Annotated in this window: 9 protein-coding genes and 1 pseudogene; 3 read left to right on the forward strand and 7 right to left on the reverse strand. The window is 60.5% G+C overall.

Annotated features, from left to right (window positions below):
- The first annotated feature begins 315 nt into the window (after positions 1 to 315).
- The 3 genes from L0U84_RS43650 to L0U84_RS43660 all read left to right on the forward strand — a co-directional run bounded on the left by L0U84_RS43650 (position 316) and on the right by L0U84_RS43660 (position 3,195).
- Positions 316 to 1,755: an alpha/beta fold hydrolase gene (locus L0U84_RS43650; protein ID WP_233860405.1), complete on the forward strand. Its 1,440-nt coding sequence runs from the start codon at positions 316 to 318 to the stop codon at positions 1,753 to 1,755.
- A gap of 11 nt (positions 1,756 to 1,766) precedes the next feature.
- Entirely contained in the window at positions 1,767 to 2,090 is a 324-nt protein-coding gene (locus tag L0U84_RS43655) for an NIPSNAP family protein (RefSeq protein WP_233860352.1), read from the forward strand.
- A gap of 211 nt (positions 2,091 to 2,301) precedes the next feature.
- Positions 2,302 to 3,195 (forward strand): CHAD domain-containing protein, encoded by an 894-nt coding sequence (locus L0U84_RS43660; protein WP_233860353.1) that lies wholly within the window; start codon positions 2,302 to 2,304, stop codon positions 3,193 to 3,195.
- Positions 3,196 to 3,634: 439 nt separating this feature from the next.
- Here L0U84_RS43660 and L0U84_RS43665 read toward each other — a convergent pair.
- The 7 genes and pseudogenes from L0U84_RS43665 to coxB form a co-directional block, all read right to left on the reverse strand.
- Positions 3,635 to 5,982 (reverse strand): annotated as a pseudogene (locus tag L0U84_RS43665) (PAS domain S-box protein).
- 465 nt (positions 5,983 to 6,447) lie between these two features.
- Positions 6,448 to 7,233, reverse strand: coding sequence for an SDR family oxidoreductase (locus L0U84_RS43670; RefSeq protein WP_233860354.1), 786 nt, complete (start codon positions 7,231 to 7,233; stop codon positions 6,448 to 6,450).
- Between the two features lie 149 nt (positions 7,234 to 7,382).
- On the reverse strand, positions 7,383 to 8,747 hold the full coding sequence (locus L0U84_RS43675) for a c-type cytochrome (protein WP_233860355.1): 1,365 nt from the start codon (positions 8,745 to 8,747) through the stop codon (positions 7,383 to 7,385).
- A gap of 5 nt (positions 8,748 to 8,752) precedes the next feature.
- Positions 8,753 to 9,229 carry a hypothetical protein gene (locus L0U84_RS43680; RefSeq protein WP_233860356.1) on the reverse strand — a complete coding sequence of 159 codons (477 nt, stop codon included), beginning with the start codon at positions 9,227 to 9,229 and terminating at the stop codon, positions 8,753 to 8,755.
- Positions 9,226 to 9,852, reverse strand: a complete 627-nt coding sequence (locus tag L0U84_RS43685; protein WP_233860357.1) for a cytochrome c oxidase subunit 3 — start codon at positions 9,850 to 9,852, stop codon at positions 9,226 to 9,228. Before L0U84_RS43685 ends, L0U84_RS43680 begins: the two co-directional genes overlap by 4 nt.
- A 1-nt stretch (position 9,853) precedes the next feature.
- Positions 9,854 to 11,857 (reverse strand): cytochrome c oxidase subunit I, encoded by a 2,004-nt coding sequence (gene ctaD, locus L0U84_RS43690; RefSeq protein WP_233860359.1) that lies wholly within the window; start codon positions 11,855 to 11,857, stop codon positions 9,854 to 9,856.
- Positions 11,858 to 11,896: 39 nt separating this feature from the next.
- Positions 11,897 to 12,892: a cytochrome c oxidase subunit II gene (gene coxB / locus L0U84_RS43695; RefSeq protein ID WP_326491261.1), complete on the reverse strand. Its 996-nt coding sequence runs from the start codon at positions 12,890 to 12,892 to the stop codon at positions 11,897 to 11,899.
- Between the last annotated feature and the right edge of the window lie 3 nt (positions 12,893 to 12,895).

The raw sequence follows: 12,895 nt of genomic DNA on the forward strand, positions 1-12,895 counted from the left end.
CTCGCAGTATGAGGTTGCTCAGTAATTCGCTGGTCGAACGTTTCGTCGAACTGCCGCAGCTGAACTCGAATCACGGTTTGTCTCCCCCAGCCGAAGATGGTCCGACCGGGAACAAAACATGCGGACGCGACTTTAGCGAACCCGAAACTCAAAGGTAATCTTGCCCATGGACGCTCACCGGGCCAAACTCGATCCTCGAGAGGAGACTTTCCTGGTCGATAGCGACGGCGACTGCCTGCGACGATTGGCACCGCGAAATCCTTCCAGCCGTCCGCCGGTCCTCTATCTGCATGGCGCAACCCGTCGGCGCTCTCCATTGCCTATCGCTTTAACGGCCAGTCGTGGCGTGACGCGCTATGCGCCGATGGCTTTGACGTCTGGACGCTCGACTTTCTCGGGTTTGGCGGTTCGGACCGTTATCGTGAGATGCAGATCGCCGCGACCGGCCAAGCGCCGCTGGGACTCGCAGCGCAGGCGGTTGGGCAGGTTGAGGCGGCAGTCCGCTTCATTCTGGATGCCGGTCGATGCGGCCGCGTGTCCCTCATTACCCACAGCTGGGGCTCGATGCCCGCAGGACTATTCGCCGCTCAGCACCCGACGCTGGTCGACCGCATGATCATGTTCGCGCCGCTCGGGCGCCGCGAAGGGCCACGCTACATGCCGCGTCCCTCACTCCCAGCCTGGAAATTCGTTACCAACGAAGACCAATACGCCCGGTTTGTCGAGGATGTGCCACCGGGCGAGCATCCCGTTCTGGCGCGCGGCGATTTCGCTGCCTGGGGCGAGGCCTATCTCGACAGTGATCCCGGTGCGCGCGAACGTGACCCGCCCGCGGTGAAAACGCCGACAGGCCCACTGGTTGAGATTCTTCGCGCCTGGCACGGCGAACTTGCCTGGGAGCCGGAGGCAGTGACCGCACCGGTCGCAATCATTCGCGGCAGTTGGGACCGTGTCTCAAGCGAGTCCGACCTGCGCTGGCTGTTCGACCGTCTCACCCGCGCCGCGGAACGCCGGATTGTCACGATCGCTCGCGGCACGCACCTCATGCATCTCGAAGAAATGCGTACTGCGCTTTGGCGCGAAAGCATCGCCTTCCTCGCAGGCAACAACTTCACCGTTCCGGCAATGCCAACCCAAGGAGACACTGTCATGCAGGATCACCATGAGAGCAAGGACATCGCCGGCTACAACCCCGGCTCGCCCGAAGTCGCCAGATCGCCGATCACCCTCGACGAACTCAGAGACCTCAAGGCGACCTGCCTCTTCACTGACGAGGACATTATTTATTTGCGGCTAAGCTACGAGGTACTTAAGGACCAGGCCGAGGATCTTGTCACCATGTGGCGAGGCATCATCGCGCAACATGTGCACCTTGCCAGCTACAGCTTCGACCGCGATACCGGTGAGCCTGACAAAGAGTACGGCGCTGCCGTCGGCAAACGCTTCGCCCAACGGGTGCTCGATACCGCGCGGGCCGAATACGACCAGGAATGGCTGGATTATCAGTTTGAAATCGGCCTCCGCCATCACCGAGCCAAGAAAAATGTCACGGATCACGCCAATACTGCCGCTCACATCCGCGGCCGCGACGTTCTAGGCTTCGCCGCCGCGACGGTCGCGCCGATGCGGCCCTTTCTGGCGAATGGTGGCCATTCTGCTGAAGTCGTACAGCGCATGCAGGACGCCTGGTGGAAATCGATGATCTTGCAAGTCACGCTCTGGGCGCAACCCTACATGAACCCGGGCGATTTCTGAGGAGGCCAAACGTGTACACGTTATGCATCCGCTATACGCTCGATCCGAACAGGTTGAAGCATTTTCGCCATTACGTCGAGCATGAGCTTCAGGCAATCCGCAATGCCGGCGGCAAGATCATTGGATACTGGCTGCCGACCGATTTCGCCGGGCCAACCAATATCGCTTATGGCCTGATCGATTTCCTGACGCTTGCGTCCTATGAGCAATACCGCAAAGCCTTGGCCGAAGATCCGCTCCATCAGCGTAACGCAGACGAACTCACCCCGAGCGGCGCCGTCCTCAGCATGGAGCGCTCGATCATCGAGCGCACTTCCGATGGAATAGAGGGCTAAGGGTGGGCCAGCGTCCGAACGGTCCGAACGAAAGCGTTCCAAAGTCGTGACGAGGGGCGGTTTCACGAGAGCATTTTTTAGATACTTCTCGGCAGTCGCGACGCCTCACCTGACGGCGCAGAGATCTGTCTCCGCCATCGCAATTCCCATCTACCGGTGCGCGGGAATCGCGCTTGCTGCGTCGTTGGAGTTACAGCGGAGGTGACATGCGATGTGCCCCTATGCGAACAGCGAATTGCCCGATACCGCCGAAGCGCATTTCGCCGTATTTGCCACGCCTTTGATCAATCAGGCTGTCTCCCATGCAGCCACCCTGCAGACGCATCCCGACGCAGAGGTGCTGCACAAACTTCGGGTCGCACTTCGGCGTCTGAGGTCACTTCTTTGGGCGTATCGTCCTTTGCTTGATAAGGAAGTCGACGACCGGCAACGAGCGCTTTTCAAAGACCTCGCTGCAGCGGCCGGCCAGACGCGCGACTGGGATATCCTTATCGATTTGTTGGGCAAGGTCTCAGCCGAGAAAAATATTCCTCTCGATCACCTGCGTGCTGCGCGGGCGGCGGCCTCCGACAGAAGTCGGGCAACGTTGTGCCACGCCGAAATCAGCGCGAAGCTGGATGATGCCTTGAAAAGCTCCGACGTCGCATTGAGCCATGCACACCGGCATATGCCATTGAAGAAATTTGCACAAAAGCGGCTCCAATCAGCGGAAAGGACATTGCACAAACGCATGCGCGCGGCTTCCCGCAGCACTGGTTCCGATTACGAGGCTTATCACGAAGTCCGGAAAGCGGGCAAGAAAGTGCGCTACCTGCTCGATTTCTTTGAACCAATGCTTGGTCACAAGCAACTGAAATCGGTGAAAGCGTTGAAGAAGATCCAGAAACGTTTTGGCGCGCTGAACGACGTGGTGGCGAGTCAGGAACTGCTCAATGACAATCGGGCACTGTTCGCCAGTGACAGTGCCGCAAGACAGGCTCTTAAGGCGTTGGAAAAGGAGCGCAAAAAAAACTTCGCTCGGCCGCCAGCTTGCTGCGCTGATTCAGGACAGCGATTTACTGCGAAGGAAAACGGAAACATGCTGACGCAACCGTCGCCTTTCTGAGTATGCCGGCCACTCGTCAACAGTCGTCTGGACGGCTTCCTCGCCCCTTCAGGTGGACCCGCTTTAGTTGTAACGGTCGAGAACTCAAAGATGAACTTGAAACCGTTCTGATGATTGTTCGGTTTTCGTCATAGTCTCCCACAGGGATGATGGGAGTTCGTTTGTGGTACGCGACCTCAATGCCCGCCTTGGGCGGAATTGACCGGGATTCGCACCCGACCCGACCAGCCGTTGCCTTTTGGCGATCCAATGATACCTTCCGCTCGGACGGCTGGTGATCAACTGAATGCCGCCCGGGGACCTACAGGCAAATTTCGGCCATTGCAGTCATCGGGTTGATCGCGCGTCAGGGGTCACTGTCGGTTGCACAGCGGACGCCATCAAAAAAAATGGACAGGACAATCGCCAAGGGTTTGCAGCGGGCCTGGCTTCGCCCTCACTATTGTCTATTCATTTTGGCCTGTCCGTGCATCAACGCGATAAGCGCATGCAATCGTTCTGCACTGAATGGCTTGCGGATTGACGTACATTCGAATCCGATCTCTTCAGGAGCCGGAGCTTCACTGCCCGACGCGAACACGATTCTGATTCCCGGATGTAACTCGAGCGCAACTCTTGCCAGTTCAACGCCCGACTGTCCCGGAAGCAGAATGTCCGTGAGTAGCACATCCGGTCTTTTTGTCGACAGCATCGGCATCGCCTCTTCTGCGTTGGCGGCCTGTTGCACGTCATAGCCCATGCAGACCAGAAGTTCGCTGACCGCCTCCCGCGAGGCGCCGTCATCGTCCACGATAAGAATCGAGAGACTTGCTGGCGCCTGAGTCGCTCCCAACGGCGCACGACCAACCGGTTGTCCTCCCGTCGAAGTGTCCGCGTCCTTCGTGCGAGCCGGCCCAAGCAACCGGCGGATCTTCGAGGCCAACTGCTCCCGGCTGTAAGGCTTGCTCAGCAGGTGAACGCCCGGATCCAGCCGGCCACCATGTACGATCGCATTCTGCGTATAGCCCGACGTAAAAAGAACTTTCATGTGTGGCAGCATCCGGGTCACGATTTTCGCGAGTTCCGTGCTGCGCATCGGTCCGGGCATCACGACGTCCGTGAACATCAGATCGAGATGCACCCCGCTTCGCACGATCGCAAGTGCGCTTTGTGCATCTTCGGCTTTCAGCACCGTATAGCCCAACTGCCTGAGCGTTTCGACGACCGTTGCCTGTACGCGCCGGTCGTCCTCGACGACGAGAATGGTTTCGGACCCGCCCGTGAGGGCGACGGGCTGCACGGGCTCGAATTCGGCAGCGCTCTCCATCGAACGAGGCAGATAGATCTTCACGGTCGTTCCGTGTCCAGGCTCGCTGTAAATCCTGATGTGACCGCCGCTCTGCTTGATAAAGCCATACGCCATGCTCAGCCCCAGCCCGGTGCCTTGCCCTTCTGGCTTGGTCGTAAAGAACGGTTCAAAAGCGCGCTCAAGCACCTCGGCAGGCATACCCGTCCCGGTGTCGGTGATCGCCAGAAGTACGTATTGCCCCTCGAGAACATCCGCGGCGAGCGCACTGTAGTGATCGTCGAGCATTGCATTCGATAACTCGAGCGTCAGTTTGCCGCCTTCCGGCATGGCGTCGCGAGCGTTGATGGCAAGGTTCAGGACGACATTCTCGAGGTGATTCGGGTCAACCAGCGTGTTCCATAGGCCACCAGCAATGACCGTTTCCACGTTGACGATTTCGCCCAACGCCCGCCTGAGCAGGTCGTCCATGCTGCGCAGCATGACGGCCAGGTTCACCACGATCGGCTGCAACGCCTGGCGGCGGCCAAACGCTAGCAACTGCGATGCGAGGTTTGCCCCATGCTCGACTGCTTCGATCGCCTTGTTCAGACGCTCTCTGGTCCAGACATCTCGACCGTGCCGTCCTTCGAGCAGTTCGAGGTTACCTCGTAAAACCTGCAGTACATTGTTGAAATCGTGCGCCACCCCGCCGGTCAGTTTGCCGAGCGCTTCCATCTTCTGCGATTGAAGGAGCGCCGCGCGCGCCTTTTCGAGCTCTTCATGAGCGGTCTTGCGTTCCGTCACGTCGCGGGTGATCTTGGCGAAGCCGATCAGTTCTCCCTGTTCGTCGCGGATTGCGTCGATGACGACATTGGCCCAAAACCGGCTGCCGTCTTTCCTGACCCGCCATCCCTCGGTTTCGAAACGCCCCTCCATGGCGGCCGTATTCAGGTTGCGCTCCGGCAGTCCCTCTGCCGCATCCTCAGGCGTATAGAACCGCCGGAATGCCTTCCGATAATTTCGGTCGCTTCATAGCCCTTGATACGTGCTGCCCCGAGGTTCCAGTTGGTCACGTGCCCTTCGGGCGACAACATAAAGATGGAGTAATCAGTCACGCCCTGTACCAGCAGCCTGAACCGCCGCTCGCTTTCGGTCATCGCTTCATAGGCGAGACGTTTGTCAGTCGTGTCGCGTACGATCTTCCCGAAGCCGGTGCAGGTGCCGTCTGCGCCACAAAGAGCGGTAATGAGCACGCTGGCCCAGAAGCATGTGCCGTCCTTGCGCACGCGCCAGCCTTCCGTGTCGTATTGCCCATGCTCGCGCGCGGCGCGTAGTGCCGCCTCCGGGACGCCCTTGCGCCGGTCATCCTCCGTGTAAAACAGGGAGAAGTGCCGCCCGATGACTTCATCTGCTTCGTAGCCCTTGATGCGCCTCGCGCCCGGGTTCCAACTGGCGATTTTCCCTTGCCCCGTGAGCCTGAAGATCGCGTACTCCGAAACCCTCGCAATCAGGGACTGCATCCACGATGAATCGATGTTCTGGTTCTGCTCGCCGTCCATCAGACCCCTCGATTGACGTTGCCGTCGAACGTAGTGCGCTCCGGCAAGCCGGCAGCGCCTGTCCGCAACTCGGTTGGGCATTCCATGCGACCGCGCGGCAGCAGGTGCGGCGCCTTGATAATCTGCAGTAGCGACCGCCCTGCATGCCGCGCGTTGTCGTTGTATTACCCGATTATGCCCGAACGGAGTTCCAGATCGCAGCGGGTTCCAGGAAGGTCGGCGCCGCGTCAGGCGTCAGTCGACCTAACCCTTGCTCCCGATGAGGGGCAGCATAGAGGACAGTTTTGAAACCGAAGAAACTGAAGCACGGCAGTTGCCATTCTGTAGTCCGCGAGTCAGGTGCAACGACAGCCGCCTCGACAGCGCTCCGCATATCGCGGTGCCGATGGTTTTTCACGCCGAAAACGCCATCGCGTCAAATCCCCGCTATCCGACCAGCAACGACTGCCCACCATCGATCCAAACCGGCGTGCCGGTAATAAACCGCGCACGATCGGACGCGAGGAACACCACCATCTCGGCGATATCGTCGCCGCTACCAGCCTTGCCGTCAGTGAGCGGGATCTTTCCTTGCGGATAATTGGCCGGCTCCGACGCCTCATCGTTCGATCGCGCTTGCGTGTTCGCGTCGATTTCGGTGTCGATCTTGCCGGGGCAGATTATGTTCACACGAATCCGGTGCTTCGCGAGTTCGAGCGCAGTCATCTGGCCGAGCGCCAGCAGTCCCGCCTTGGTCGTCGAATAAGCGGAAGCACCGCCATGGCTGAACATTCGCGTGCCGTTGATCGACGAAATGATGACGATCGAGCCGCCGCCCGCACGCTTCAGATGCGGCACGGTTAGATGCAGCGTCAGATAGGCGCCACGCAGGTTCGTGTTGATCGTGTTGTCCCACTCGGCCGGCTTCAGTTCGTCGATCGGCGCCCAGACGCCATTGATCCCCGCGTTCGCGACGACAATGTCGAGTGAACCCGTCTGAGAAAACGCGCGATCGAGTTCCTGTCCGAAGCCGAGCTCGTCGCGTATGTCGGCAGTAAAGCCGAACGCCGCACCACCACGCTGAACGATCTCGTCGACGGTCGCCTTCGTTTCGTCGTCTTTGTGCGCGTGCACGATCACCTTGGCGCCCGCAGCCGCGAGATGCAACGCGCTCGCCTTGCCAATGCCGGAGCCCGCGCCCGTGACGAGCGCAGTCCTGTTTTGCAGGTCCACTTTCTTCCTCCGCTGATAAGTTTGGTCAAGGGTATGTTGCGATTTGATCGCCGCTTCTCCCCTGTCCGTCGCCGTATAGTTCCTTGGTCCATGATCGAGCAAGCTCCAGACCCGCGAAAATCCGAACGGGAAATTCGTACTTCCCGCTTCTATTTGCCCAGTGATCGCCTGACACTAGCCACATCGCGTGTCGTAACAGGCGCTGCTGTGTTGCCCCATGCGTTGCGTACAAAGGTCAGCACGTGCGCCATTTCGGCATCGGTCAAATCGCCCGCGAAAGAGGGCATTTTCTTCGGCTGGGGGCCGGATTCCGTATGCGGTGCTTCGCCACCCTCGACCAGCAGCCTGACGAGCGAGTCGGTGTTCGCGCTCAACACCGCTGGATTGCCCGCGAGACGCGGATACCGGAGCGCTTCGCCGGATCCGTCCGCGTGGTGGCAGCGGGCGCAGAATCCCCGATAGATCCCCGCGCCAGGCAGTTCAACTTCTCCCGCATCGATTGCGCGCACCATCTGCGTCGCGGTGCGCCCATCATCGTAGTGTCCGGACGGCTCGCGCGCAGGCAAACTCTTCAGATAGTGTGCTATTGCCTGCAAATCGTCGTCGGACAGATACTGGGTGCTGTCCTCGACGACCTGAACCATGCTGCCGAACGTCACCAGTCCGCCGCCATGTCCGCGCTTCAGGAAAGCGGCAATCTCGTCCTCTGAAAAGCGGCCAAGGCCCGACGCGTTATCGCCGCTCAGATTCGGCGCGAACCAGTGATCGTTCTCGCCGCCTGTCAGGTACAGGCGCGAATTCTCGCTGTAACCGCGCTCCTCATAAGCGGGCCCACGCGGCGTATGACACGCTCCACAGTGCCCGAGCGACTGCACCAGATAAGCACCGCGATTCCATTGCGCGTCGCGACGTCGTTCCGGTACGAACCTGCGGTCAGGCGCAAACGTCAGACTCCATAGGCCCAGCGCCCAACGTTGATTGAACGGAAACGGCAACGCCGTACGCGGCGGCACTTGCGCAACGGGCGCGACGCCGTGCATGAAATACGCGTAGAGCGCGTGCATATCGTCGTCGCTGATCTTCGCGAACGATGGATAAGGCATCGCCGGATAGAGCCGGCGGTTGCCGGGTGCCACGCCCTCTCGCACGGCCCGCTGGAAATCGTCATAACTGTAGTGTCCGATGCCCGCACCGGGATCGGGCGTAATGTTCGACGACCAGATCGTGCCGAACGGTGAATTGATCGCAAGGCCGCCCGCGAATGGCGCTGACGCGTGCAAGGGTTCCTTGCCCGACGGTCCGCCTGGCGGCGCCGTATGGCAACCGGCGCAATCGGCGGCTTTCGCGAGATACTCGCCTTTGGCGATCAGCACACTCTGCTCGCTATCGGGAGGGAGACCAGGTGTTTGCGCATTAGCGGCAGCATTCGCACGGCGCGGGATTTCATCGGCCGCAACGAACATCACACCTGCAATGGCGGCGATGCCAATGGCGAAAAACATTCGCTGGTTCATTGCCGTCACCATGGGCCACAACGCGTGACCATCACCACCGAAATCGAGGTGACGACCAGTCCGAACATGAAAATCGCACTGCACAGCACGCCGATTCGCGCGAGAAACGCTTCGAGTTCGGCAACCCGGCGCGGTCGACCCTGCAACGGCTGCTGCAATTGCGCGCGCGTAAAAGCAACGGTCCTCCACGCGGCCACCGTCCCCGCGACGCCGACTACGAAACAAACGGTACTCAGCGCGATCAGTGCGGTCGTTACCCACCACGGTTGCGTCACCGGCTGATTCGCATCGGAAAGCGCGCAGGACTGCGCGGCCAGCACTTCTCCGATGAGCATTTGCGCAAACCATGCAAGCGGCGTCGCGAACGTGGCAATCAGCAGCCGCCACACTTGAAAGCGCGGCGCCTCGTTGCGGTCGGCATTTTCCGTGCGATGTCCGTCGCCGCCGCCGTTGCGCTCTGCCCGTGACGGAGCGCCGGTCATGCTCGTCCCCTCAACAGAAAAGGCGACAGATAGAGCGTGGTGAAAATGAACAGCCAGACAAGATCGACGAAGTGCCAGTACAGTCCGCCAATCGTCAGCGCGAGGCAGCGTTTCTCGTCGAAGTAGCCGAGTGCAGTCCACAGCAGCAGCAGCGTCAGCACTACCAGACCAACGATCACATGCGCCATGTGAAAACCCGTTATCGTAAAGTACAGCGATCCGTACAGATGCGCGGTTGGGCCATACGGATGATTGCGCCACTCCTTGAGTTGAATGCCGACGAAGGTCACGCCGAGCACCAGTGCGACGCTCATCGCTATCACGGCCCAGTGAATGCGCCGCCGTTTCACGCAGCGCTCGCATAACCAGACGAAAACACTGCTCGACAACAGGATCGCCGTGTTGGCTCCGCCGAGTCCCAGCTTCGGCAAACCTTCGGGCGGCCACATGTTGCCGCTTTGCGATGCCAGATACAGATATGAAAAGATCAGATATCCAAACAATGAGCCTTCCGTGACGATCAACGCTAGACAGCCGAACCAGCCGCCCGAGCGCTGCCCTGCACTGCCCACCGGCAGGCGCGCCGGACTGCGATAAGCCTCGTCTCGCAACGCGTCGCTCATGTCAGCTCCCGGCGTCCTGCACATGCTGCGGTTCGCGCTGGATCAGGCTGCGCTCAGGCCATAGCCAGACGATGATCGACGCCGCACAGCCGACCAGCATCGACGCCGCGAACCACCATTCGAGCAACGCGAGACCCGCGAAGAACAGCGTCGCGAACACGCTCAGTACAAAGGGTGTACAGGTGTCTTCCGGCATCTTCAGGATCACATCGGGTTGCGCTTCCATGATCGTCGTTCCGAGGGCCTCCCTACCCTGATCGAGTATGAGGCCTTCCTGCAGCGACGATCGCGCCTCATGCTGCTCCTCCGGTTCGCCCCGCCCTTCCCACAGCGGATGCCGGCTCGCAATGGTTGGCACAACAGCGAAGTTGTACGGAGGAGGCGGTGACGTCGTCGACCATTCGAGCGTGCCGGCGTCCCACGGGTTGGAACCCGCAGGGGCGCCATGCCGCGCGCTGTACAGCAGATCGCAGAGGAAGATCAGAATACCTATGGCAAGCACGAACGAACCCGCGGACGTAATCAGGTTCACCGTGCTCCAGCCCATATCGGGCGCATACGTGTAGATGCGGCGGGGCATGCCGAGCAGTCCCGCAATGTGCATCGGAAAGAACGCCACGTTGAAACCGGTGAACATCACCCAGAAAGCGAGTTTGCCGATCCGCTCGCTCATCATGCGTCCCGTGAACTTTGGAAACCAGAAGTACACGCCGCCGATGACCGGGAACACGTTGATGCCAAGCAGCACGTAGTGCAGATGCGCGACGACGAAATACGTGTCGGTCAGTTGCCAGTCGAACGGCACGGCAGCGGTCATCACGCCCGACACGCCGCCGATCACGAACAGCAGCACGAAGCCCGCGAAGTAATAGAAGGGCACGCGGAATACGGGCCGCCCGCACCACATGGTCGCGATCCACGCGAACGTCGCGATCGCGCTCGGGATGGAAATTGCCATGCTGGCGGCGCCGAACAGCGACAACGCGAGCACAGGCAAGCCTGTCGCGAACATGTGATGGATCCACACGACGAAGCCGATCAGCATCGTCGCGACGGTCGACAATGCAACCGGTCCATAGCCGACCAACGGCCTGCGGCAAAACACCGGAAGTGCGTCGGAAACGATGCCCATTGCGGGCAACACGACGACATAAACCCATGGATGCGCGAAGATCCAGAACAGGTGTTGCCACATCAACGCGCGGCCGCCATTCAACACGTCGAAGAAATGCGTGCCGAGGCGACGGTCCATCCACAGCATCAGAAACGCGAGACTCACAGACGGCACCGCGACGAGATTGCCGCAGGACGCGGTCATCGTGCCCCAGACGAGCACCGGGACGCGGTCGAGCGACATGCCGGGTGCGCGCATGCGCAACAACGTCACGACAAAGTTGACCGCGCCGACGGTCGTCGAAATACCGAGCAGGACCATGCCGAGCGCGTATACGTCGATATTCGGCCCGGTGTCGTATTGAAGGCTCGACAACGGAACATAGTTGAACCAGCCGGCGTTCGGCGCTTCGCCGAGCGGAAAACTGGCATAGAGAAAGATCGCGGCAAACAGAAAGATCCAGTACGAGAATGCGTTCAGACGCGGGAACGCCATGTCCCGCGCGCCGAGTATCAGCGGCCAGAGATAGTTCGAGAAGCCCGACAACACAGGTAACGCATACAGGAAGATCATCGTCACGCCATGCATCGTGAACAGCTGGTTGTACTGCTCGGGTGTCAGCAGTGTCGCGTTCGGTTGTGCGAGTTGCACGCGCATGATCAACGCCTCGACGCCACCCGCGATCAGGAAGATGAATGCCGTGACCAGATAGCGCAGACCGATGCGTTTGTGATCGACCGTCGAGAGCCAGCCGCGCCAGCCGGGCGGCGTTTCCCATAGCTCGCGCAACTGCTTTTCGGCTGCGCTGTCGCGTGGGACTTCGCCCCACTCCAGGGGCCGATCCAATCGCAACCGCGCCTGAGAAGAAGGAGGTGTCGTGGTGTCGGTCATCGGCAGGTGTGTCGCACGAATGTCACATGATCGGAGGAGTCAATGCAGCGTCGCGAGATAGGCGGTTAGCGCCGCCGTCTCGTTCGTCGTCAGCACGATGTCTGGCATCAGCGAATCGGGTTTGATCTGCTGCGCGTGACGAATCCAGTCGAGTTGATGCTCAGGCGTGTTCGTCAACGCTCCCGCTGCAATCAGCCGTCGCGAATCGAGATGAGTGAGATCGGGCGCCTGCGTACCGTCGGCTGAGGTACCGCGTACCGTGTGGCAGCCTGCGCAATGCGACTGAAAGACTTGCGCGCCGTGCGTGACGGCGGTGCTGTCTGAGCCGGCTTCTGCTGCGGCTTCCGGCGCGGCGGCCTTCGCTTGCGCGACGCGCCATGCATCGAAAGCAGCGCGGTCCTGCGCGATAACCTCGAATGCCATATGCGCGTGCTGCGCGCCGCAAAACTGCGAGCATTGCCCCCGATATACGCCGGCTGCGTCCGCCTGAATCCATTGTTCGTTGATCTGCCCGGGAATCGTCTGCGTTTTGCCCGCGAGTTGCGGTACCCAGAACGCGTGAATGACGTCGGCGCTCTTGAGCACGACCTTCACCGGCTCGCCGACCGGAATGTGAATCTCGTTGGCTGTGACGAACGCCGGGCCCCCATCTGCGTCGCCGTACTCGATCTTCCACCACCAGTCATACACGGTGACAGTCAGGACCACCGAGGGCGCATGGGGCGGTGCCGCGACGGATTCGAGCGTAACCAGCGTGTACGCAAGTGCCGCGATCAGGCAGATCGACGAGATTGCGGTGCCCGTATAGACCCAGCGCAACGCGCCCTTTTCGCCTGTCACGAGGCTCGCGGCATGCTCGCAATGACCGCGTCGCGTCATTGCAATGCCTAGCAGCACGGCGACGATCACGATTACGGCCATCGATAATGCGGCGAGTGCCCAACCGAGATGCATCGTCGGCCCCGCGGCAGGACCCGCCGCATGCAGGAAATAATTGAGCGGCGCACCTTGCGAATCGGCGTGGACGACGCTCAAACC

Origin of the sequence: Paraburkholderia sp. HD33-4 (assembly GCF_021390635.1) — a bacterium.
Lineage (GTDB): Bacteria > Pseudomonadota > Gammaproteobacteria > Burkholderiales > Burkholderiaceae > Paraburkholderia.

Bases quoted from the DNA above. Each gene is read 5' to 3' on its own strand.
- ctaD (WP_233860359.1), bottom strand. From the start codon at position 11,857: ATGACCGACACCACGACACCTCCTTCTTCTCAGGCGCGGTTGCGATTG.
- L0U84_RS43660 (WP_233860353.1), top strand. From the start codon at position 2,302: ATGTGCCCCTATGCGAACAGCGAATTGCCCGATACCGCCGAAGCGCAT.
- L0U84_RS43675 (WP_233860355.1), bottom strand. From the start codon at position 8,747: ATGAACCAGCGAATGTTTTTCGCCATTGGCATCGCCGCCATTGCAGGT.
- L0U84_RS43685 (WP_233860357.1), bottom strand. From the start codon at position 9,852: ATGAGCGACGCGTTGCGAGACGAGGCTTATCGCAGTCCGGCGCGCCTG.
- L0U84_RS43680 (WP_233860356.1), bottom strand. From the start codon at position 9,229: ATGACCGGCGCTCCGTCACGGGCAGAGCGCAACGGCGGCGGCGACGGA.